This is a genomic window from Flavobacterium sp. CS20 (assembly GCF_018080005.1).
Taxonomy (GTDB): Bacteria; Bacteroidota; Bacteroidia; order Flavobacteriales; family Flavobacteriaceae; genus Psychroflexus.
In genome coordinates, this window is sequence record NZ_CP073015.1 from 1,390,974 (window position 1) to 1,415,127 (window position 24,154).

The 24,154-nt window shown below is 32.4% G+C and carries 23 protein-coding genes and 1 pseudogene; 17 read left to right on the plus strand and 7 right to left on the minus strand.

Features of this window, described 5'->3' with window-relative positions; all coding sequences use genetic code 11:
- Window positions 1-52: 52 nt before the first annotated feature.
- Entirely contained in the window at window positions 53-1,207 is a 1,155-nt protein-coding gene (gene neuC / locus IGB25_RS06540; protein ID WP_211066687.1) for a UDP-N-acetylglucosamine 2-epimerase, read from the minus strand.
- 96 nt (window positions 1,208-1,303) lie between these two features.
- Here neuC and IGB25_RS15505 point away from each other — a divergent pair, with 96 nt between their 5' ends.
- The 3 genes and pseudogenes from IGB25_RS15505 to IGB25_RS15515 all read left to right on the plus strand — a co-directional run bounded on the left by IGB25_RS15505 (window position 1,304) and on the right by IGB25_RS15515 (window position 2,312).
- Window positions 1,304-1,948, plus strand: coding sequence for an N-acetylneuraminate synthase family protein (locus tag IGB25_RS15505; RefSeq protein ID WP_371815959.1), 645 nt, complete (start codon window positions 1,304-1,306; stop codon window positions 1,946-1,948).
- Between the two features lies 1 nt (window position 1,949).
- Window positions 1,950-2,015 (plus strand): annotated as a pseudogene (locus IGB25_RS15510) (hypothetical protein); the annotation flags it as partial.
- Between the two features lie 18 nt (window positions 2,016-2,033).
- Entirely contained in the window at window positions 2,034-2,312 is a 279-nt protein-coding gene (locus IGB25_RS15515) for an SAF domain-containing protein (RefSeq protein ID WP_371815978.1), read from the plus strand.
- Window positions 2,313-2,437: 125 nt separating this feature from the next.
- Here the strand turns inward: IGB25_RS15515 and IGB25_RS06550 are convergent, their stop codons facing one another.
- From IGB25_RS06550 to IGB25_RS06570, 5 genes are all read right to left on the minus strand, one after another.
- Window positions 2,438-3,265: a hypothetical protein gene (locus IGB25_RS06550; RefSeq protein ID WP_211066688.1), complete on the minus strand. Its 828-nt coding sequence runs from the start codon at window positions 3,263-3,265 to the stop codon at window positions 2,438-2,440.
- Between the two features lie 62 nt (window positions 3,266-3,327).
- On the minus strand, window positions 3,328-4,761 hold the full coding sequence (locus IGB25_RS06555; protein ID WP_211066689.1) for an MBOAT family protein: 1,434 nt from the start codon (window positions 4,759-4,761) through the stop codon (window positions 3,328-3,330).
- A gap of 201 nt (window positions 4,762-4,962) precedes the next feature.
- A complete protein-coding gene (locus IGB25_RS06560; RefSeq protein WP_211066690.1) occupies window positions 4,963-6,165 on the minus strand; it encodes a hypothetical protein in 1,203 nt (400 codons plus the stop codon).
- 12 nt (window positions 6,166-6,177) lie between these two features.
- Window positions 6,178-7,326, minus strand: a complete 1,149-nt coding sequence (locus IGB25_RS06565; RefSeq protein WP_211066691.1) for a glycosyltransferase — start codon at window positions 7,324-7,326, stop codon at window positions 6,178-6,180.
- On the minus strand, window positions 7,323-8,249 hold the full coding sequence (locus IGB25_RS06570; protein WP_211066692.1) for a glycosyltransferase family 2 protein: 927 nt from the start codon (window positions 8,247-8,249) through the stop codon (window positions 7,323-7,325). Before IGB25_RS06570 ends, IGB25_RS06565 begins: the two co-directional genes overlap by 4 nt.
- Window positions 8,250-9,579: 1,330 nt before the next feature.
- Here IGB25_RS06570 and mnmE point away from each other — a divergent pair.
- The 11 genes from mnmE (at window position 9,580) to IGB25_RS06625 (ending at window position 18,366) form a co-directional block, all read left to right on the plus strand.
- Window positions 9,580-10,977 (plus strand): tRNA uridine-5-carboxymethylaminomethyl(34) synthesis GTPase MnmE, encoded by a 1,398-nt coding sequence (gene mnmE / locus IGB25_RS06575; RefSeq protein WP_211066693.1) that lies wholly within the window; start codon window positions 9,580-9,582, stop codon window positions 10,975-10,977.
- A 187-nt stretch (window positions 10,978-11,164) separates the two neighbouring features.
- On the plus strand, window positions 11,165-11,530 hold the full coding sequence (locus IGB25_RS06580; protein ID WP_072349428.1) for a helix-turn-helix domain-containing protein: 366 nt from the start codon (window positions 11,165-11,167) through the stop codon (window positions 11,528-11,530).
- 6 nt (window positions 11,531-11,536) lie between these two features.
- The gene (locus tag IGB25_RS06585; RefSeq protein WP_211066694.1) at window positions 11,537-12,631 is read left to right on the plus strand and encodes a site-specific integrase; all 1,095 of its coding nucleotides are present in this window, start codon (window positions 11,537-11,539) and stop codon (window positions 12,629-12,631) included.
- Window positions 12,631-13,635, plus strand: coding sequence for a DUF6617 family protein (locus IGB25_RS06590; RefSeq protein ID WP_211066695.1), 1,005 nt, complete (start codon window positions 12,631-12,633; stop codon window positions 13,633-13,635). Before IGB25_RS06585 ends, IGB25_RS06590 begins: the two co-directional genes overlap by 1 nt.
- Before the next feature lie 211 nt (window positions 13,636-13,846).
- Window positions 13,847-14,143 carry a helix-turn-helix domain-containing protein gene (locus IGB25_RS06595; RefSeq protein ID WP_211066696.1) on the plus strand — a complete coding sequence of 99 codons (297 nt, stop codon included), beginning with the start codon at window positions 13,847-13,849 and terminating at the stop codon, window positions 14,141-14,143.
- A gap of 2 nt (window positions 14,144-14,145) precedes the next feature.
- A complete protein-coding gene (locus tag IGB25_RS06600; protein ID WP_072349425.1) occupies window positions 14,146-14,442 on the plus strand; it encodes a helix-turn-helix domain-containing protein in 297 nt (98 codons plus the stop codon).
- Window positions 14,429-15,337, plus strand: a complete 909-nt coding sequence (locus IGB25_RS06605) for a BT4734/BF3469 family protein (protein ID WP_211066697.1) — start codon at window positions 14,429-14,431, stop codon at window positions 15,335-15,337. Before IGB25_RS06600 ends, IGB25_RS06605 begins: the two co-directional genes overlap by 14 nt.
- Entirely contained in the window at window positions 15,334-17,073 is a 1,740-nt protein-coding gene (locus IGB25_RS06610; protein WP_211066698.1) for a DUF3987 domain-containing protein, read from the plus strand. Before IGB25_RS06605 ends, IGB25_RS06610 begins: the two co-directional genes overlap by 4 nt.
- 163 nt (window positions 17,074-17,236) lie before the next feature.
- A complete protein-coding gene (locus IGB25_RS06615; RefSeq protein ID WP_247653652.1) occupies window positions 17,237-17,530 on the plus strand; it encodes a helix-turn-helix domain-containing protein in 294 nt (97 codons plus the stop codon).
- 3 nt (window positions 17,531-17,533) lie between these two features.
- Entirely contained in the window at window positions 17,534-17,857 is a 324-nt protein-coding gene (locus IGB25_RS06620; RefSeq protein ID WP_211066699.1) for a 4-fold beta flower protein, read from the plus strand.
- 17 nt (window positions 17,858-17,874) lie between these two features.
- Window positions 17,875-18,366, plus strand: a complete 492-nt coding sequence (locus tag IGB25_RS06625) for a hypothetical protein (RefSeq protein ID WP_211066700.1) — start codon at window positions 17,875-17,877, stop codon at window positions 18,364-18,366.
- A gap of 62 nt (window positions 18,367-18,428) precedes the next feature.
- On the opposite strand, the gene IGB25_RS06630 is transcribed toward IGB25_RS06625, so the two are convergent.
- The gene (locus tag IGB25_RS06630; protein WP_211064494.1) at window positions 18,429-19,628 is read right to left on the minus strand and encodes an IS4 family transposase; all 1,200 of its coding nucleotides are present in this window, start codon (window positions 19,626-19,628) and stop codon (window positions 18,429-18,431) included.
- A gap of 121 nt (window positions 19,629-19,749) precedes the next feature.
- On the opposite strand from IGB25_RS06630, the gene IGB25_RS14835 reads away from it, so the two are divergent.
- From IGB25_RS14835 to IGB25_RS06645, 3 genes are read left to right on the plus strand one after another with little or no spacing between them, the layout of a single operon-like run.
- On the plus strand, window positions 19,750-21,297 hold the full coding sequence (locus IGB25_RS14835; RefSeq protein ID WP_247653654.1) for a hypothetical protein: 1,548 nt from the start codon (window positions 19,750-19,752) through the stop codon (window positions 21,295-21,297).
- 56 nt (window positions 21,298-21,353) lie between these two features.
- Window positions 21,354-23,423, plus strand: a complete 2,070-nt coding sequence (locus IGB25_RS06640; protein WP_211066701.1) for a Piwi domain-containing protein — start codon at window positions 21,354-21,356, stop codon at window positions 23,421-23,423.
- Window positions 23,424-23,432: 9 nt separating this feature from the next.
- A complete protein-coding gene (locus IGB25_RS06645) occupies window positions 23,433-24,014 on the plus strand; it encodes a hypothetical protein (protein ID WP_211066702.1) in 582 nt (193 codons plus the stop codon).
- Window positions 24,015-24,154: the final 140 nt, after the last annotated feature.

Here is a 24,154-nt window from a genome sequence, read left to right on the forward strand (position 1 = left end):
TTGATTTTTATTAAAATTTGTTTACGAACAACGACCAACGACCAACCAAAAACTAATAACAAATCGTCTTATAAAACTTTAACTCAACTTGAGCTAAAAGATCAGCAATACGTTGACCCGAATCGCCTTGACCATAAATTTTTGATTTTGGAATATCAGCGACTATTTGTGTTTTTATGGCTTTGGTAATGGCTTGTGTTTCACATTCCACATCCAAGACATTTTGTCCGCGTTGGCGTCTGTTTTGTCTATCACCAATATTGACAACTGGCACGCCAAGAAAAGAAGCTTCTCTAATGCCAACACTTGAATTACCAATCAAGGCTTTGCAGTGGTAAATGAGTTCTAAAAAATCTTCACCACTTAAATTTTTAAAGAAATGCACGTGTTTCAACTCGTGATATTCTCTATAAGCTCTGATGCCCGACGAAGTACCATCAGCACCTGCATCGATGTTGGGCCAAAACCAAAGCGTGGGCAATTTTAATGCATCTATGGCTTTTAAGGTTTCTTCAATCTGTTGCCGACTTTCTTTGATATGCGTTGTTACAGGATGTTGCATCACAACGAGATACCCGTTTTTTAAATCAGGTTCATGACCTACGCCACCGTATTTTTGGTAAGGGTCAAAACTTAAATTTTTGCTTTTAAGTACTGGTCTTGCCAAATCTATAGACGGGCAACCCGTGTTGAACACCGATGATTTGTCTTCACCAAGTTTGATGACTCGTCTATAGGCATCATCTGATGACACAAAATGATAGTCAGCAAGTTTGGTGATAGCATGGCGGACTTTTTCGTCAATATTGCCCGTAACTTCTCCACCTTGCAAATGGGCTAAAGGAATGTTCATATAGGAAGTCGCAATGGCGGTGGACATGGTTTCAAACCTATCGGCTACGGTTACGACAATATCGGGTTGTAGATTTTCAAAAACACTTGAAAGTTCTAAAATACCTAAGCCTGTGGTTTTTGCCGTTGTTGCAGTATTTTCGCCTTCTAAAACACTAAACACCTTTGCGTCTATTTGAAATCCGTCAGCTTTGATAAAATCAACAGCAGTGCCATAACGCGGTAGTAAAGCAGATCTTGCAACTACAAGCTGAAGCTCAAGTTCAGAATGTTGGTCTATTGCTTTTAAAACGGTTTTTACACGACTATAAGATGGTCTAGCGGTAACAACAACGCAAATTTTACGTTTACTCATATAATAAATTTATTTGGTAAAAATAATTTTTTAATTGTTTAATGGCTAAGGATATCTTATCTTTTTGGCTAATTTTGACTCAAATAAAATTGAGTTATGAAAAAAGTTTTTACCATAGCAGAAGTGGCACAAGCTCACGACGGAAGCCTTGGTATGGCACATGCCTATATCGACGCTTTGGTTAGACGCGGTGTTGATGCGGTTAAATTTCAAATTCATTTGGCTCATGCTGAAAGCAGTATTCACGAACCTTTTCGTGTGAAATTTAGCCAACAAGATGCTACGCGATATGCATATTGGCAACGCATGTCGTTTACCAAAGAGCAATGGAAAGGTTTGAAACAACACTGTGATGATGCAGGTATAGAATTTATGGCGTCTCCCTTTAGCAATGCTGCTGTAGATTGGTTGGAAGAACTGGGAGTGAAACGCTATAAAATTGGCTCTGGTGAAGTCAATAATTTATTGATGCTTCAAAAAATTGCACAAACCCAGAAACCCGTTATTTTATCATCGGGCATGAGCTCTTTTGAAGAGTTAGATGAATCTGTTCAGTTTCTAAAAAATCAAAACATAGAAGTCTCAGTTCTACAATGCACAACAGCTTACCCAACGCCACCTGAGGCTTATGGCTTGAATGTTATCAAAGAATTACAATCCAGATATCAAGTTAAGGTCGGCTTTTCTGACCATTCTGGAAAAGTATCTACAGTGTCTAGCCGCGGTAGCTTTAGGGGCTGAAATTGTAGAGTTTCACGTCGCTTTTTCAAAAGAGCAATTTGGTCCTGACAGCAGTTCGAGTTTAACTTTAGACCAAACCCAAGATTTGGTCAATGGCATTCGTGATATTTCAACCGCCTTAGACCATCCGATTGATAAAAATGATAATAGTGCATTTTCATCTTTAAAATCTATTTTTGAAAAATCACTGGCGGTCAACAAAGATTTGCCTCAAGGCTATGTGTTGTCATTTGAAGACTTAGAAGCCAAAAAACCAAAAAACCATGGCATTGCCGCTTCTGATTTTAAAAATGTTATTGGCAAAACTTTAAAACGTGATATGGAGGCTTGGGGGTTTTTGGGGGAAGGTGATGTTTATGATTAAAATTTAAATATCAGTTAATGTTACTTAAATGACATTATGTTGTGATAAGACTTTATACAATTAGTGTTTGATTTAAAGGTGTAGTCTTTTTTTTTGAATGTTTACAAAAACAATACTTTAATATTTTATTTAGATTTATTTTTATTAAAATAGTAGTCTATGAAAATTTGAGTAAATAACTCTGCACCCTTTTCATTTAAATGAGTGTTATCCCTAAAAAAATTTTTGTCAGATATTGAATTTGAAAAGTTTTCGTAAGAACTATAATATTTTTTAATTATTTCAAAGTTAAAAAAATTTGCATTCATGGGAGATGTGAAAAAATACAATTGAACGCCCTTACGTTCACATATTTCTTCAATTTCAGTAAGATGTCTATTGCGTGAATCTTGTAAAATAAATTCAGGAGTAATATTTTTATTTATAAGACTACCATGTGTTGGCACAAAACCTTTTTTATATGTAAAATCGTTTTTTTTTGATAAATTTAAAAAAACACTTCGAAAACCTATTTTAGACTCATTTCTTGCATATCTATAAAATGGTATATATTTATATCTAAAAGATTTTGGTTCTACTTTTTTTAGTTCATTATAGACGTAATCTTCACCTATTATAGGTAACCAAGGTACAGTTGCCAAATTACTATTAGACTCTTCATTATATGTGTAATCAATTTGTACAAAAATTTTTTTTGGTTTAAATTTCTTTAGAAAAGTTTCCACCATAAGTTTTACTTCTAATGGTTTTGATGCTGCATAGCCTAAATTAATACCATTAAGTCCTGTTGATAAATCTATCAATTTAGGGTCAATGTGGTGTACGCATCTTGATGAGCCAAAAAGAGCATAGTCGAATCTGAGTTTATTGCTATTATCTAACTTGTAAATCCAACTCACTTTAGTTCTTGGGTTTATAGGGTTTACATATAAAAGAGTATATACAATGTCCATTAAATACATTATTAAGACTACAGTTAAAATAAACAGAAAAATGTACCGTAAAAATTTTTTCATTAGAATTGGAAATAGATGAATTCATTTAATGATGAAAAGCTTCCAAATAAAATAATAAATAAAATTAACAAAATTGTTTTTAAATTTAAATTTTTACCTTTTTCTAAAGGATGGATTTTAAATCTACTTAGCCACTCAATTATTACAAAAAATATTATTAATGGTATTAATTCAAAAGAGTATCTTTCTAATTCAATTTTTTCAATTTTAAAAGTAAATGATGCTATTCTAATTAAAAAAGCAAAAGCATGATCAATATTTTCAGCCCTAAAAAATACCCAAGCTAAAACTGTTAAGCTAAATGTAATTAGCATTCCTTTGAATTCTTTTATATTAGGAAAAAAACTATATTTTGAAATATCACCTAAATAATTTCTATTTTTATTTAATAACAATAAAGGTAAGAAATATATAGCATTCAATGCACCCCAAAAAATAAAAGTCCAGTTTGCACCATGCCAAAACCCACTTACAACAAAAATTATAAAAGTATTTCTAACCTTCATTGAAGAACTGCCTCGGCTACCACCTAATGGAATATAAAGATAATCCCTAAACCAAGTCGAAAGAGAAATATGCCACCTTCTCCAAAATTCTGCTATATCTCTTGAAAAATATGGAAACGCAAAGTTTTGTTTCAATTTAAAACCAAAAAGTTTTGAAGAACCTATTGCAATATCTGAATATCCAGAAAAATCACAATATATTTGAAAAGTAAAATATACTGCACCTAAAATTAATGTTATGCTAGAATAATCCTCATAATTATTAAATATTTCGTTAGCATATTGAGCACAATTATCTGCAATAACTATTTTTTTGAATAATCCCCAAAGAATTTGCCGCATACCATCTACTGCATAATTATAGTCAAAAGTTCTTTTTTTGTAAAATTGCGGTAATAAATTAGTTGCTCTTTCTATGGGTCCAGCAACTAATTGAGGAAAGAAACTTACAAACGCTGAAAATGCAATAAAATCTTTAGTTGGTTTTAATTTACGTTTATAGACATCAATTGAATAGCTTAAAGTTTGAAATGTATAAAAGCTAATACCAACTGGTAGGATAATATCAAGCGTATTGAAGCCCATTACAACCTGAAGACCTGGAATAATGTCGTACAAAGAATCTAAAAAGAAATTATAGTATTTAAATACTCCTAAGAATCCAAGGTTTACAATGATACTTGACCATAATAGTAATTTTCTTTTAAGTTGATTTTCTTCTTTTTTTAGTTTTATGCCAATGGTATAGTCAATTATAGTACTAAAAATAATTAAAGACAAAAATCTCCAGTCCCACCAACCATAGAAAACATAGCTTGCTATGACAATAAGCAAATTTTGAATGTTTAGTTTTTTATCTGCTATAAACCAGTATAATATAAAAACTGTAGGCAGGAAAATCGCAAATTCAATTGAGTTAAACAACATTCTTTATAACGTTAAATTTAAATTAGAATTAAATTGAAAAATGTTTCAGTATTTATAATTAATGGTATTTTCTTTAATCATCACTTAAGTATTTAGGTCTTATTCGTAGCTTTATAAATTAGTTAAACTAAAAATAATGTAATTCTATAAAAATCATCGATTTTGACTTTATTGTCTATTATTTTAGCGGGGTTTGTGCCTTTACGCATTTGATATGTCTTTAACACTTTTTACAAACTCTTTGTCTGAAAAATATTCTTTTAGTGGGTAATTGATTTCTTTTTTATCTATTAAATTATTAAGCAATTTATTGAGTTTAATATAGATTTCGTGTTCATCATAATCAGAAAAATTATCATGTGAATTTTTTAGTAATCTTTTGAGCTCACTATCTTTAGATGTTAAACATAGTAATTCAGAATTAATATCAGATAACATCGGAACTTTTCCGCTTAAAATATTGCTGTATTCACCATCGGTTTCTAAAACTATAGACAGTGAAGAATACTTTTTTTGCTCATAAAAAGATTCAAAAGCTGATATTTTTTTTAAAAATAAGATATGATTATTATTTTTATAAAGTGCTTTAAGCTTATTGACTTCAAGACCTTTAGACCTAATGACGAACTTAAATTTATTAAATTCATAATTTTTATCTACTAAACTTACAAAAGCTGTAAGTAGAAGGTCTAAACTCCTGTTATGTTGAATGGCACCATGGTAGGTTATATATAAAAAATTATCATCTAATTTGGTCTCGAATTTTGTCTTATAGTTTTTAAAAATATTTTCATCAAATTGATGAGGAAGTGTTTTAAATCTTCTCCCAAACAAGAAACCTAAATCACTTGATAATTTTTTAGAGGGAGAAAAAACAGCTTTAGCATCTGAAACAATTTCTCTCATCTCTTTTATTTTATAAAAATCAGTTGTGTTTAGTTTAGATTTTGAACCTGAATATAATGATGCAGGATAGGGATCATGAAAATATAAAAGCATTTTATTGAGATATTTATATCCCCTTAAAGCTCTAATTAAATAAAAATCTAATCCACCAGATCTTACAAACACATCGTGATATTGATCAAGGTTAAGGGTTTTTAGTTTCTTTTTATATCTGCTAATTTTAATCCAATCTTTTATGTTTATATTAAATAAATGATAAGCCAATCCACAAATTTTGTTTTCTACCCATGTATATTTTTTCTTTTTTACTTGAACTATTTTAGGATTAAAGCAAAGTTTCTTTGATAATTCTTTAAGATGTGGTCTATCGCTTAACCAAACAACTTCAACATCATGATTTGGAAAAAGCTTCTTGTATTTTACAACAAATGAATTAGATACAATACCTTCGCTTGTACCTTCTAAATCAAGAACTTCACATAAGATTAAAACTTTCATATGCTATAAATTTTATAGAAGGACTGATACAAACAAGTCTTTTGAAACTTTAGAATGATATTCATTTAGATACCGATTTCTTCCATTTTTACCATGACTGTCAACTAATTTTGGTTTATTGATATATTTTAACATGAGTTGAGACAACTCTTTGTCATCATCATTATCGTTTAGTACAAAGCCATTGTGGTCATTTATAACCCGATTAGGCACATCGCCCACATTTGTGGAAATCACAGGCATCCCAGTAGCCATAGCCTCTAAAACAGTGATTGGTCCACCTTCACTAATTGAGGTGCAAACAAAAACATCAATGTTTTGATAAGCTTTAAATCTGTTGTTATAGTGAATACTTCCTTTAAATATAATTTTGTCATCAAGTTTATGCTTAGAAGTATAAGATTTTAGACTTTTTGCTTCATTTCCATTGCCGTAAATTATCACTTTAAAATTATCATTATCAAGGAGTTTTGTGGCTTGTAGTAATAATTGAATATTTTTTTCTTTATCAAGCCTTGATATTACCCCAAATTTAACTTGTTGTTCTGAATTTATATTTAGGTTTAAAAATTCATTTTCATTGGTATAAATCCATTGTTTTATTGTTCTAAAATTTGGGTTGTTATTTTGCCTACTTATTTCTTTTAACTTATTATCACTTGAAATGAGAACAACATCTTTTTTTGTCAAGGACTGGTAGAATGAGCTATATTTTTGATGAGGTTCAGATATTTGATGAAAAACAAATTGTCGCTTATATTCATTACAAAATTGTTGAATATGCCTTACAATTTTCTGCGGATGTAACGAACAAAAAATAATATCATCAACTTTTGTTTCACGAAATAGATATGGATCAAGTAGTTGAGGGTAACGACTTAGATATGTTCTAATAGTTTTTTTAAAATTAAACTTAGATTTTATTAATACCTTAAAAAACCAAACGGATAAACATTTAAAAACTATAGAATTTTTTAATTTGACAAATTCTGTGTTATTGTTTATTAAAGCTTTAGATTCTTTGTTGATTTCTATGGATAACACTTTAACTTTTAAATCACTTTTCTCAACTAAAGCATTGATAAAACCAATGTTTTCAAGTTCTAATCCGCCATAATCTGTTAGTTTAGGTACAATAATTAAAATTGATCTATTACTCATTTGGTTTTTAGAATTTTTCCAGCTTTTTTTTTGATTTTTCGAAATAATTTTTTGGAAAGAGAATAATATTTTATTTGCTCTTTAAAAAAGGCTTTATTCTCTCTTATCAACTCGGGGTAGCTTCGTGTTAATTTCATATGCAAAAAAGACTTTGCATTTTTAATGTAATTGTCGAAATTTTCATCTAACAAGTTTAAATAACTTTCTATTATTTGCCAACTGTATATTGCATGTTTTGCTTTTACTTTGTCACTGAAATTACTCGTGTTTTGGTTAGATTCGAATCTATAAAGACCGTAAGAATTTTTCGAAAAAAAAATATGTTTTGAGTTGATTATTACTCTACAAAAAAACTCTCCGTCTTGGTTAATTTTCAAATGTTCATTCCATAGTCCACACTGTAATATGATGTCCTTAGTCATCAAATAACAAAACGATAAGAAGTAATTACCTTTAATTCCAAAATCCTTAAGAAGTAAATGTGCAGGTTTATAATTTTTAAAAATATATAGCTCTTTTAATTTAAAATCATTTTTATGCTCAAACCTTCCCCATTTACAGGTACTGACAGCATAAGATTTTCCTTTTATCAATTTTAATTGCTCTTCAATTTTATTTTCTGAAAATAAGTCATCACTGTCCAACCAATTCACATATTCCCCTTGACTCATTTTAAACCCATAATTTCTTGCCCCATTACCACCAGGGAGATGTTCGTCAGGGCGATGGAAATATTTAAAACGCTGGTCTTTTTTAACGTAAGCCCCAACCACTTCGTCGGTGTTGTCCGTAGAGCCGTCGTCCACAATGATACATTCCCAATTTTGGTAAGTCTGTGCCAAGACCGAGTCTAAAGTTTCACCGATTAAATGTGCCCGGTTATAGGTCGGGATGATGACAGACACTAAGGGATTTTGAGTCATTGGCTTTTAGTTAATGCCTCAAAATTACAATTATTTTTTATAAAGCAAAGCCTGTAATGTTTTTTAAACTTAAAGATTTTACATCTCAAAACACCCCAACATTTATAGTCCAAACACTCGATGTGAACCCCTGTCATTCTGATACCGAAGCCTCGGTAGAGGAATCTTTCAGTGAACCGAACCCCTTGTCATTCCGAGGGAAACGCAGTGACGAGGAATCTTTCAGTGAAACGAACCTCCCCTGTCATTCTGAACGGAGCCTGCGGAGTGAAGAATCTTTTAGTGAAACGAAAACCAATACGTGAGAGAGATTCCTCCTGCCGTCGGAATGACAACCGATCGTCGGAATGACATTCCCTTGTCATTCTGATACCGAAGTCTCGGTAGAGGAATCTTTCAGTGAACCGAACCCCAATACGTGAGAGAGAGATTCCTCCTGCCGTCGGAATGACAAACCCCCTTGTCATTCTGATACCGAAGCCTCGGTAGAGGAATCTTTTGGTGAAATGAAAACCAATACGTGAAAGAGATTCCTCCTATCGTCGGAATGACAACCTGCCGTCGGAATGACATCCTGCCGTCGGAATGACATTCCCTTGTCATTCTGATACCGAAGCCTCGGTAGAGGAATCTTTTGGTGAAATGAAAACCAATACGTGAAAGAGAGATTCCTCCTATCGTCGGAATGACAAACCCCTGTCATTCTGATACCGAAGTCTCGGTAGAGGAATCTTTTGGTGAAATGAAAACCAATACGTGAAAGAGAGATTCCTCCTGCCGTCGGAATGACATTCCCTTGTCATTCTGATACCGAAGTCTCGGTAGAGGAATCTTTCAGTGAAATGAAAACCAATACGTGAAAGAGAGATTCCTCCTATCGTCGGAATGACATTGCCTTGTCATTCTGATACCGAAGCCTCGGTAGAGGAATCTTTCAGTGAAACGAAAACCAATACGTGAAAGAGAGATTCCTCCTATCGTCGGAATGACATTCCCTTGTCATTCTGATACCGAAGCCTCGGTAGAGGAATCTTTCAGTGAAATGAAAACCAATACGTGAAAGAGAGATTCCTCCTATCGTCGGAATGACAACCTGCCGTCGGAATGACATTCCCCTGTCATTCTGATACCGAAGTCTCGGTAGAGGAATCTTTCAGTGAACCGAACCCCAATACGTGAGAGAGAGATTCCTCCTGCCGTCGGAATGACAACCTATCGTCGGAATGACAAACCCCTTGTCATTCTACCATGGGAATATTTCAAAAAATATTTAAACCTTTGAGCATTTGCGTAAAAGGAGTTGTTATTTTTGTCGTAAGAAATTAGGCAAATGATTTTAGACGAAACCATTGTAGCTTTAGCTACAGCTTCTGGCACAGGTGCTATTGCTGTGGTGCGTGTTTCTGGACCACAATCCATAGAAATTGTGGATGCTATTTTCAAATCTAAAAGCGGTAAAACTTTAAAACAACAAGCTTCGCACACTTTACAACTCGGCAATATCATTGATCATCAAAAAATTGTTGATGAAGTTTTGGTCAGTGTCTTTAAAGGTCAACGCTCTTATACTGGCGAGCCAAGCGTTGAGATTTCTTGTCATGGCAGTCCGTTTATTCAACAGCAAATTATACAACTCTTAATCCGCAACGGTTGCCGAACAGCCAAGCCTGGTGAGTTTACGATGCGGGCGTTTCTCAATGGCAAAATGGATTTAAGCCAAGCCGAAGCGGTAGCCGATTTAATTGCAAGCGACAACGCGACTTCACACCAAATTGCGATGCAACAAATGCGTGGTGGTTTTGCTCATCAGTTGAAAGATTTACGAAAAAAATTGTTAGATTTTGCATCCCTAATCGAACTTGAACTTGACTTTTCAGAAGAAGATGTAGAGTTTGCTAATAGAGAGCAGTTTCAAAATTTAGTAACTGAAATACAATCAACTTTAAAAGATCTTATCGACTCTTATGCCATCGGTAATGTGATTAAAAAAGGCATTCCCGTGGCTATTGTTGGCGAGCCTAATGTGGGCAAATCAACTTTGCTGAATGCTTTGCTCAACGAAGAGCGTGCCATAGTTTCTGATATTGCTGGAACCACACGTGATAGCATTGAAGATGAGCTGGCTATAAAAGGCATTGGGTTTCGTTTTATAGATACCGCAGGCATTCGTGAGACTAAAGATGAAATAGAAGGTCTCGGCATCAAAAAAACTTTTGAAAAAATAGACCAATCTCAAATTGTGATTAAACTCTTTGATGCGTCTTTGGTTGAAAGTGATCAATCTCATTTAAAACATATTGTTAAAGAAATCGACAAAATCAAAACCCGATTCCCCAACAAACCTTTATTGATTTTGGCAAACAAAATGGATAAAGTTAGCGAAGAAACCCGAGAGTTTATCAAACAACAGCTTCCTGAAGTTGAGTTTATTTCTGCCCAAACCAAAACTGGAATAGATCAACTCAAAGATGAACTTATCAGCTATGTAGATACAGGTAGATTGCACAATCAAGACACTATCATCACCAATTCTCGGCATTACAACAGTTTGCAAAGTGCTCTTGAAGAAATGAACCGCGTTCAAGATGGCTTAAACACAGGTTTAACAGGAGATTTACTCGCCATAGATATTCGTCAAGCCCTGTATCACTTCGGAGAAATCACAGGTGAAGTAACGAATGATGAGTTACTGGGCAATATTTTTGGGAATTTTTGTATTGGGAAGTAATTAAGCTTCTTTTTATTGGTTTTTACTTGTTTTTCAGAGGTTTACATATTTTTTTTTGTTGCCTAATTGCCCTTTTTTAACTATATTTGTTTCATATATGTTGCCCAGTATACGGATTTGTTGCCCAAATCTGTTGGCAAAAATAGTAGCGAAATGATGCACCATAACGCTACATAAAGCACCATTTATGAGCAGTAATTTATACATCCCGAAAACTTGTAAGCATTGCGGTAATGCGTTTACAGCACGTACAACAGTAACTCAATACTGTGGTAATTCTTGCGCTAAAAAAGCCTATAAGGCCAGAAAGCGTAAAGAAAAAATTCAATCAACTCTTAATGCTGATATGAAGCAAAAGAATGAAGTGGTTGAGGTTCAAAATCCAAATGCTGTCAACAATAAAGATTTTTTAAGTGTTACAGAAGCTTCTCAATTAATTGGTGTTAGTAGATGGACCATTCAAAGAATGATTCAACAAGGACGCTTAAAAGCTGTTCCTTTCGGAAGAAAACGTATTGTAGCCAGATGGCAAATAGAAAACCTTTTTAATTAGCATCCTATGAAAGTAACATTAAGACAACGCAAGAAGAATGACAAAATAAGTTTGTATTTAGATTACTATCATAAAGGCAAACGTAAAACCGAATATTTACGTTTATACCTTACACCTAACCCTAAAACTAAAACCGAAAGAGAGGTTAACAAGAAAACCAAACAATTAGCGGAAACTATTTGTGCTCAACGACAAATTGAAATTCAAAACGGTATTTATGGGTTCCAAGATATTGAGAAATTAAAAGGGAGTTTTATTACTTATGTAACAGCATTAGCAGAGAAAAAGAATACAAGCTCTGGTAATTATGGTAATTGGAACAGTATGCTAAAACATCTAAAAACGTTTTGTCCAACAGACGTAAGTTTTCAAGATATTGATAAGGATTTCGTAGTACGCTTTAAAGAGTATTTAGATAAGGATGCAATGGCAAGAGCAGGTAAAAAATTATCTCAAAACTCTAAATATTCTTATTATGGAAAATTCAACGCCGCATTAAAACAAGCTGTTAAGGATGGTATTTTAAGAATAAACCCAGCAAATGGTGTTGAGTATTTTAAACAAGGTGAACCTCAACGAGAATTTTTAACTCTTGATGAATTACAAAAAGTAGTCAATACAGAATGCGAGTTACCACTTTTAAAAAGTGCTTTTATATTTTCTGCGCTTACTGGGTTACGTTGGTCAGATATTGAAAAACTGATTTGGTCAGAAATTCAACATTCTAAAGAAATGGGATATTATATTCGTTTCAGACAAAAGAAAACAAAAGGGGTTGAAACTTTACCTATTTCAGACCAAGCAAGAGAATTATTAGGAGATAAAGGTAAACCCGAAGAAAAAGTTTTTCAAGGTTTACATTATAGTGCTTGGTCAAATTTAAAGTTACAACAATGGATGCTTAATGCAGGAATAACAAAAAATATCACGTTCCATTGTGCTCGACATACCTATGCAACTTTACAATTAACTTTAGGAACAGATATTTATACTGTTTCCAAGTTATTAGGTCATAAGGAATTGAGAACTACGCAGATTTATGCAAAAGTTATTGATGATAAAAAGAAAGAAGTCGCTAATAAAATTAAATTGGATTTATAATGGCTAAAGACCTATTTATCGACTTACTGTATGTGGAAAAGGTTACTGATGATAAAAGAACCGAAAACCAATTTAAAGAGCTTTTAAAAGGCTTTAAAAAGCAATACCTCAATACAACGCCTAAATATGAAATTGACTTCAAAAAGGCGTATTCTAACAGGCGTAAATACTATTTAAAGTTAATTGAAACCGAGTACATCAAAAATTTTAATCAAATCAATGATGCACTTGAAATCAATACTACACCAGGTCATTTATCTTTCTTGTATGATAAAGAATATAACCGTATCAAAAATTACCTAAACCAAATTAGTAACTATATTTCTGATAACGATCTTGACGAAACCTTATACTTAAAGCCAATTCAAAATGATAAATCTGATGAAGCTTATATCATTTCATTTTTAAAGGCTAATGCAATGATGCTTTTTATGGAACTTCAAGACCGATTTTCTGAATTGGGTGATGCAGAAATTTATACAATAGAAGAATTACACGAGGTGTTTTTTAACGAAGAACCACCACAGGAATTAATTGTAAAAGATTATACCGGAGCAGAAATAAAAACGTTTAAAAAGCCTAAAAAACAAAATTCCAAATTCAATCCTATTCAAGGTGATTTTAGAGAAGAAAACAATGATGTCTTATCCTATAACGAACTTATTAATAAGATTAAACAAAGAGAATTTGCAAAATTAGAGGAGCTATTAAATGAAAAAGGCATTATAGATGATGAATATAACTTCATAAAGGATAGAGGTAATAAAATATTACTTGCGACTTTTATGGTTAAGTTAACAGAAACTAAATATTTTAATGAAAGAATATTTTTTGACAGTAAACCATCTAAAAAAATAGAGCCTAAACACATTTATAAATTCTTTGCTTATCGGTATGGACCAAGTAGTAATGCAGGTAAAGAATACCGTAGATTTTTAGGTACTGAAAAAAGAGCCTATCAAAAATTAGTTGATGCCAATTTTTGGCTTGACCAAATCAAATAAAACTTCACTTTTTAAAAGTGGTATTTTCTCTACTTAATACCAAACAGATAATACCAAAAACGGTGTAAATCATTGTTTTACAATGGTTTAATAATACCATTTTTTCTCTTTTCTGTTATACCAAACACCTTTTTCAATATTTGTTATGTCCTTGACAATCAAGGATGACTTTTGCGCAGAAGTCCATTTTTAAATTAAAATTTATAATAAGATGGACGTTAAAATAATTGAACGTTTAGAACGCATCGAAAAGTTGTTAGTAGAACAACAAACGTTGCAAAAGCAAGTATTGAATTTCAATGAAACTTGTCAGTATTTAGAACTATCACAATCGCACTTGTATAAACTTACAAGTACGGGAGCCATTCCACACTATAAACCGAATGGCAAAAAAATCTATTTCCAACGTCAGGAGTTAGACCAATGGTTACTGCGTAACCGTATGGATTCCCAGGACGAAATCGAGCAACAGGCGACTAATTACTTAATCGAAAAAGGAAGGATTTAGTTATGACTGAAATCATCGATTTACTCTTGGCACTCTCACAAGAGATTAAGGATTTAAAAGCACGTATCGAATTAATAAGAGCTACGAGAGCAGAACGCTTAAAAGATACGTGGATTGACAATCAGGACGTAATGCAAACGCTACATATTAGCCAACGCACATTGCAAACATTCCGTTCAAATGGCACGATTCCATATAGTAAGATACAAGGAAAGTTTTATTACAAAGTATCTGACATAGAGGAACTATTACAAAGCAATTATTATAACCCAAATTTTAAATGCGATGGAAATAAGTAAAGAAAGCATTTTAAAGAAAACGCATTATGGGTTAAATATCTATGCCTATGTATTAAGGCAGTATTATCCTGAAACAACAGTCCTTTCCGTAAAAGGAAGGGACTGCGGGATAACCCGAAATCCTTTTAACGGTGGTAAATCAACATTACAAATTAATGTTGTTGAAAATAAGGTAATGCATTACGACATAGAATTAACCGATTTTAAAGGTGATGTATTCGATTTTGCATCCTATCATTTTAAAATCATTAATGAAGAAGAATTGTTACTAAAAATCAATGAGGTACTGCATCTAAATTTTGAAGTTAAAAAAGAAGATGAATTATCCTGGTTAGATGCACCTGATGATACTTGGTATGCTTACAGCAGTTTTTACAAAGCACCAATTAGAAATGTTTTTCCAACTGAAAAAGTAAGATTACACCAAATATTTGAGCGTATTACAAGCGATAAGTATAAAAGTATCACAGAGCAATTTAGAGCGATTAAAAACCCTAAAGAAGCACGGAAATTTAAAGCAAATCATTTTGATTATGTAACATTTTCAGGTGTGTTTTCTAAACGAAATGATGATAGCTTAATTGAGCATTCCTCATTATTGACAATCGATTTTGACCATTTAGAAAATCTTGAAGAACTAAAACAACAATTATTAAACGATGAATATTTCGAAACCGAAATGTTGTTTACATCACCTTCAGGAGAAGGCTTAAAATGGATAATTAGAATCGATTTATCGAAAGTGTCACACAACGAATATTTTATTGCGGTGGCCAATTACATAAAGCAAACATATAACATTGAGGTAGACCAATCGGGTAAAGACATTTCCAGAGCGTGTTTTTTATCCCACGATCCATTGGCATACCTACATAAAAGACATCAAAAGCTATGACAAAAATATTCAACCCGAAAGATTGGTTAGCTGTTCCAGAGCAAAAAGAAGTACCTAAAAAACCAATCAACAACAAACCGACAACGGTTGTTGCAAATGATATTGAAACATATATCAACGCTTTAGAACAATCAGGTATCGATATTACTGATACTTATGAAAAGTGGCGTGATATTGGTTTTGCTATTTCAGAGGAATACGGTGAAGCTGGACGTGATTACTACCATAGAATTAGCAGAAATTATTCAGGTTACGACCATAAAGAATGCGACGAACAGTATAATAAATGCTTACAAGCAAAAGGACACGGTATAAGCATAGCAACCTTATACCACCATTTGCATCAAGTTGGTATTAAACCAAAACAGCAACAACAAGTTGTTGAAGTATCGCAACATCCAGAGGAAGAAAAACAACCATTGCCAACAATACCAACAACAGTTTACAACAACATCCCAACATTTTTGCAACAAGTAGTAAAACCATCAAGCAGTAATGAAGAACGTGATATTTTGTTGTTGGGTGCATTAACTGCATTTAGTGCCTGTTTTCCTAAATTGTTTGGTGTGTACGACCAACGGAAAGTGTTTAGCAACTTGTATTTATTTGTTACTGCACCTGCTTCAGCAGGAAAAGGGAGATTAAACCAAATTAAAAATTTGGTAAATCCTGCTCACAAAGAAAAGCGCGAACAATCCAAAACCCTAAAACAACAGCATCAAGTTGAAATGGCTACTTATAATATGAATAAGGGCAAAAGTGAAACTATGGAAAAACCGAGTAAACCACCTGAAAGAATGCTGTTTATTCCGGCTAACAATAGTGTAACAGGTGTTTATCAATTAATATCGGATAATGAAGGTAGAGGGTTAATTTTTGAAACCGAAGGAGATACTTTAGCACAAGCTTTTAAAAGTGATTACGGTAATTATTCCGATGGTTTTCGTAAAGCATTCCACCACGAAACCATTAGTTACTATCGTAGAACGGACAGAGAGTATGTAGATATTGAAAGACCTTGTTTGTCAACGGTGTTGTCTGGTACACCAAAGCAGATTCAGGCATTGGTTCCAAGTGCTGAAAATGGCTTGTTTAGTCGTTTTATGTTTTATTATATGAATATCAAACCTACTTGGAAGAACGTTTTTCAAACTGATACAACCAATGGTTTAGATGAATATTACGACCAATTAGGAAAAGAATTTTTTGGGTTATACAAAACCCTAAAAAACAATCCTGATATTGAAGTAAGGCTAACAACCGAGCAACAACAAAAGTTTAATGTGTTTTTTGAGAAGCTTCAAACCAAATACCTCAATCTTCAACCCGATGACTATATAGCAACTGTTAGACGTTTGGGGTTAATAGCATTTAGAATTATAATGTTGTTTTCTGTATTTCGCATTATGGAAGATGGTGATGTAAACCAAGTAAGATATTGTGAGGATATAGATTTTGAAAATACATTGGAAATGATAAGCGTATTAGTAAAGCACAGTAGTAAGGTGTTTAACGATTTACCTATCGAACAAAAAGAAGTAAAAAGAGCCAATCGTAAAGAACGTTTTTTAGAAGCACTACCTTATCAATTTTCAAGACAAGATTACCTAAATATAGCCGACAAAAACAAGATTCCTCATAAAACAGCAGAAGGCTATATTACTAAATTTGTTGATGCTGGTCTAATACATAGGGAAGCACATAACAATTATACAAATCCCACAAAAGCACAATAAGGATTTTGAGGATTTTAAGGAAACGAGGGTTTATAATATTACTTAATATCCTCAAATCCTTAACTTCCTCATTTCCTGTTTAAAATTGTTAATATCTTTTTGTTAGTTCTTATTTTCTTTTTCTTACATTAGACAAATATTGACAAGTCAAAATATCCCCAAAATGACGTTTGGAGAATACATCAGAGAAATACGAGAAGAAAAGCAATTATTATTAAGAGAAGTTGCTTCTCAAATGAATATTGATACGGCACTTTTAAGTAAAATTGAACGTGGTACTCGTTTAGCTCGTAAAGAACAAGTTGAAGCATTAGCTAAAGCATTAAAGCAAAACAAAAGCGAATTACTTCAATATTGGTTAGCAGATAAAATTGTCTTTATGTTAAAAGAAGAAAAAAACATTACGGAAATCCTCAAAATTGTAGAACAAAAAATTAATAGATTTAAAAATAAATAATTTATGAAATATCTGTTTAACTCAAGTGGTAATTGGATAGCGTTTAGGATTAATGATTATTTATTTAACTCCAATGCTAATTGGATTGGATGGTTTCCTTGGGACGATGAGCACGCGGTAGATAAAAAGGGTAGGTATTTAGGTAGTATGTTTGACGATAATCGTTTCTATAAAATAATGAATTTTCCATATAGAGGATATCCTGGTTATCCGGGTTATCCAGGTTACCCTGGTTATCCGGGGTACACTGGTTATGCGGGGTATTCGCCTATGCCTATTGGAGTTAAAGATTATTCCCCTGAAGAATTAAAAAACATAGAAAATTAAAATACAGAATTATATAGATGAAATTAGATAACCTATACACTTTAAGAAGAGACTTTACAATAATAGGAGTAACAGGTAGGACAGGTTCTTGTTGCACCAAGATAGCAAATCATTTAACTCAAACATTTGATAAATTTAATAAAGATGGAGAGTTAAGACCTTTATCAGATTTTGACCCGCATTCACACTTTTATAGAAAATATAATATTTTAAACAATTTTATGTCTTCAAAAGGTAATTGGATTCCTTTCGAAAAAATAATGTACAAAAACGTAATTGTATTTTACCTTTTTAATAAAGAAAGTGGGAATCCTAAATATCTACATCAGCTTTTAAAAAAATATTTTGTAGAAAAATTAGGAGAAGAAAATTCAGAAATTGTTTCTAAAGTATTTAAAGACATTGTTGAGCTACATAAAGCATCCTTGAATTTAATTGATGATATTAAAAATTTAGGAGAAATAAAGAATATAAAATCATTGTTGTCCGATAAAAATCTAAATTACTAAAAAAATCTTTTGTATCGCCTAATTTCACTGTGTAGCTTTAGTATTTTAAAAATAGAACCTCCTTATGGGTCAAAAAGGCTTAATTGACCTATATTTTTTGTTGTAATATCTTCCCATTTTGCTTCTGGATTTTTAAGGAATTTGAACAAATCAATATAGGTCATTAAATGATATCGTATCACGGACATCATATTAGAATATGCCCATTTTCTTTCTGCTTTTCTCTGAATGACAAGCATTATTAGTTGTATGATTAAGCTGACCCATATCTGTATCTCGATGGCATTTTGATTATCTCCAAGAAAATACTTTAGCGGGAAGTTTTGTTTAAGGCGTTTGAACATAGTCTCGATTTGCCACCTGTTCTTGTAGATCTCGGCAATTTTATCTGCCTGAAGTTCATAATTGTTGGTAATGAACTCATAAACTTTTTGGTGTTTATCGTACCAAAAAGCTATTCTTCTAAGGTAAAATGGCTTACCGTCATTGTCTTTGAGTTCTATTTTTTCGTCCTTTAGGACAGCATCATCTACCGTGTCGGGAATATCAAACTCTTCAAGGCTTGTATAACGGGCATTGTCTTTTTGTCTGGTCACAAAGTAAATATTCTCTAAGGTCCATTTTTGGTATTGTTTATAATCCACATAACCTTTATCAAAGACGACATAAGAACCTTTCTTGAGTTCAAGATCCTTTAAAAAGGTATGGTCATGGGTTGCGGCATTTGAGAACTTTATCAGACAGGGCACATCTTCCATAGCATTTATCATAGTGTGCATCTTGATACCACCTTTCTTTTTGCCGTTGAGTGAGTTTCTACCTACACCTTTAAGAATGTCACTAAAGAGTGTTATAGTTGATGAATCAACAATTTTAAGGTCTTTTACAGCTGGTTCATAAGTTCTGCTGTCCGACAAAAATCGGTGGTAACGTTTATAGAGTAAATGGTAAATATCAGCAAATACTGATGAGCTTCTTCTCCTGTTGGCGTCAGATAATGTGCTTCGCTTTGGGAAATCTTTTAGCCCCAAATGGTTGATTTTTCCTTCACAAGCAAGCATAATACTCGATACTTCACGAAGCGAGCTACAACCACTAATGACAGTGAAAATCATAGTAACTAAATGCTCATAAGTAGTGAACTTTTTAGTGTATCTGTCGCTGTTATGCTTTTCGGCTGTCCGATAAACATCGTTGGGTAAAATAAAATTTAAAACCTGTTTGATAATGGGTTGACCGCTGAAATTTTTACTTTTGTTCATATCTCTTTTTTTTTGCGAAAGATGAAGATATAAAAAAGTGGGAAATCCTGTATTGGAAATCCCACTTTAAAATATTTTATCGGACACTAATGATATAAAATCTAAAGAAGAACTATTAAAGTTGAACGATATTTTCTTTGGATCTGATTTTAAACAATTTTGCCATAACTTATTTAAGTTGTTGGAAAATTATGGCTTTTATAGACGTACACTTTTTTTACATTTTATAGCCTGTAACATTAGACAATCTGGTGACCCTCTCAAAGAAAAGGGTGAAGGTATAAAACACGTTTATACAATTGCAGAGGTTATAAATAGATTAATTAAAGCAAAAAAATTAAAAAACACTGCTAAACCTACAAGGATAGTTATTGACTCATTGAGAAATTCATTAGAAATAATGTTTTTTAAAGAGAGATATTCTGCATTTTATATGTTAGCTACAAAAGATGTCGTTAATAACTCTAGGGATAGAATAATTGAAAGACTTAAACAGTCTATCAAAGATGAAAAGGAGATAAAACCAACAGCTGATAAGTTATTAAACCTAGACGCTACAGAATATAAGACTAGTGATTTTTCTAAAGGTTTGTTTTCTTCGCCTGATGTGGAAAACTGCATTCAAAAAAGTGACTACCACATATTAAACCTTAAACAAAACGATATAAAAAAATTCTTTGAGTTGTATCCTAAAGAAAAGTTTAAAGAATATAACTTTCTAACTCGAAAAGAACAACTCTTAAAGTTAATGGGGTTAATTGCTCAACCAGGGCTTTTGACCCCTAGTTCAGCTGAACGGTGTATGCAAATTGCTCATACCGCAAAATTAAACTCGGGATGTATTTCAAGAAATGTAGGTCTTGCAATTAGTGATGAAGATTTTTATATAAAATCAGTTGGATGGAATGATGTAGCTAAAGGTCATACTCCTTGTAATTTAAGGAATATAAATGATATTATAACACCAAAGTTTGAGCAAGAATTAAAAGAATCAAACCATTACAGTCCGTTTGAAAAAGGTGATTTTTCCCAAAATTCATCTTTTAAGTATAAAGGTGAATATCCCAATGATTTTCCTACTGCTTTAAAAGATTATTTTAAAAAAAGCTATGATAAGAATAAAAGTGACTTAAATGGTAAAAATTGTGCATTCTGTTTTAAAACAGTATATAATCATTATGAAGGTGAAGCAAATCAAGTGCATACGAGGTCACTACACGCTGAAGAAAATGCAATGTTGCAAATAACAAAATTGGGAGGACAAGGGGTTAAAAATGGTATTCTATTCACAACTGCGAGTCCTTGTGAGTTATGTGCGAAAAAAGCTTATCAATTGGGAATAAAAACAATATATTATATTGACCCGTATCCGGGTATTTCAAGTGATCAAATACTGAATGGCGGAACAGGAGTACCTACTATGATTCCATTTGCAGGAGCAATAGGCAATGCATATCACAAACTGTATGATTCGTTTATGTCTTATAAAGATGAGATTTCAATGACATTAGAATTAAAACAAAAAGATAAGGTTGGTATTCAGTTCAAAAGTTTATTAAAAAGTCTTAAAAAAGATAAGGATATAGAAAAGTTGCTTGAAAGTAAAAAACAATTTACGGATGAAGATGTTATTGAGCTTATTAAAAACGGCTTAATTAATAAATCATAATAATAAAGAGATTTAAAAATCAATATATGCAGTTGAAAATTTAAAAAAATAAGCCTATGAATCAGGAACTTTATTTTAATATTCTAACGTTTGATATACCAAACAAGCCGATAACATTTTACTTTAGTAAAGAGAAAATAGGAAATGCACAGGAAATTTATAAAAACAAATTCCCTTCTAATATAGAAAATTTGTTTCCGGGTATCAAAGAAGAAAATCCTGATTTCATCTACACATCTTTTATTTATGAAAAAGAAGACTACCAACCGTTAACGCTTAACCTAAAGGAACAACCAACGGAGTCGCTTAAGCACTATTTCAATTGGAGAATTAAGAAACACTTTAAAAGTAAAAATAAAGTAGTCAAAACCAATTTTGTAAACGATGTGCAAGTATGGATAAAAGACACAACATTTAAAAACCCAACCTTTGCGAAGTACGACAAGTTTACCCTAAAGTTACAGTTTGAGGAAGTGAGTGATTTTGCGGAATTGGTAATTGCTTATGATGGCGTTACTAAAATTCTTAAAAACCCTGTTTCAGAATTGGTAAAAGAAGTGTCACCGACATTATTGACAGGAGTAATTTATAACAGGCATTATTTTAAATTTGAGTTTCTACAGGAAATAGAAAATGATTTCTCTAAAACCTATCCTGTTTTTAATAATAAAATAAGAGCGGCATTGGGCTATGAAGCGGAAAACAAAATAAAAGGGAACAAATACAAACACTATAAAACAAAAATTGATGGTTTTATAAAGAAACATATCGTACAAAACGATTTCAAAGAAATAGTTTCCATCAACAGGGAATCCTATTTATCTGTGGAGAAAAAGCGCATTGGTGAAGTAGCAAAAGAATGCAATGATTTGGTATTCAATGGCGGTGCCGTTGGCAAAATTCCAAAGTACGATTTCAAAAAATTAAAACCATTTAAACCTTGTACACAAATTCATAAAAACATACACCTTTTCTTTATTGTACATCAAGAGCATACCAATGAGGCAAAAGCACTTCAAAATTATCTTCAAAATGGTTTAAAATGGTATAAGGGATTGCAAGAATATGCAGGAGTTTTATATCATATAGAACCAGGCTTTAGCATTGTATTTGATGATATGGAAAACCCGCTACCTCAAATAACACAAGGTATAAAAAACTTAAAATTAAAATCCGAGGTAACTTATGTAGCCATTTATCTAAGTCCATTTTCAAAGTACGAGCAAGACTTGCCTAAAAAACAAGTCTATTATAAAGTGAAGGAACAACTATTATTAAGACGGATTGTTTCACAGGTAGTTGATGTTAATAAATTTCAGGAGAAGCAAAACGACTTTGAGTATGAACTTACAAATATTTCTTTAGCCATTTTAGCAAAATTAGAAGGCATTCCGTGGCAATTAACCACCCCATCAAAAAAGGAATTGGTTATTGGCGTAGGGGCATTTAAAAATGTAGAAGAAAATATCCGTTATGTAGCAAGTGCCTTCAGTTTTCAGAGTAACGGTAAATTCAATGAATTTCAATATTTCAGTAAATCAGATACCAAAAAATTAGCGGGTGCTATTAGTGATGCCATTTGGCAATATGTAACAGTAGAACAAAATCCGGATAAAGTGGTTATTCATTTCTATAAGGAAATGAGTAATGAAGAAATCGAACCTGTTCTTGAAATGATGAATACTTTGCATTTAGATTGTCCTTTGTATATCGTCAACATCAATAAAACGAGGTCAAAAGATATAATTGCATTTGACCAAAATTGGAATGGTAAATTAATGCCAAAAAGCGGTACATATATCAATATCAGTAAAACAGAACACAAATACCTATTGTTCAACAATTCCAGATACGATGATAGTACAACATACCCGTCATCAGAAGGTTTTCCATTCCCTGTAAAATTAAGAATTACAAGTCCAACACCAGAAGCCTTAACCGATAGCAAGATGATTAAAAAATTGATAGAACAGGTATATCAATTCAGTAGGCTGTATTGGAAATCCTTACGTCAACAAAATGTACCCATTACCATTAAATACCCGGAAATGGTTGCAGAAATTGCACCTCGTTTTGATAGTAGCACGATTCCACCGTATGGAGAAGAAACGCTTTGGTTTTTATAAAGGAAAGATATGGTTGAGAAAGAGAAAACAATAAATGAGTTTACCCCCGAACAATTATCAGGTTGGGAAGAGTATAGACAATCCTTATATGTTCAAAAGGCGAAAAGTGACGATTTATTTGAAAAAGCAATAACGTTTATTTCATCTGGTGCATTGGGGTTAACCCTAACATTTCACGATAAAATTGTACCAGTAGAAAATGCGATTTGGATAGCACTTATTGCGGTGGGGTGGTTTTTATTAGTGGCAACTTTATTTCTTAATTTAGTTAGTCATTATAAATCAAGTAAATCTACAGATTACACAATTGACGAGATAGATAGCATAATTGATTATCAATTATCCTATGAAGATTTTAGAAAAAAATTAACCAAAAGGAATAAACAAATAGATAGGCTTAACCTAGCTTCTATAGTGCTATTAGGGATTGGCTTATTAGTAATTATTATGTATGTATCAATAAATATTCATTATGGCAAAGAAACCAAACTCAAGACCACAGTCGAAACCACAAAATCGACAGCAACCCAAAACAAACAATCAAGGTCAGAAAGGACAGTCGATTCCACGGCCTACTTCACGACTAAATAATAATCCAAAAAAGAAATAATTATGGCAGAAAAAAAGAATAAATCACAAAACAAGAGTGTGAAAATTGATTTAGGGAATACAATCAAAAGACCATCCAACAACCTAAAACCAGTAACTAATACAGATAAGAAAAAATAAAA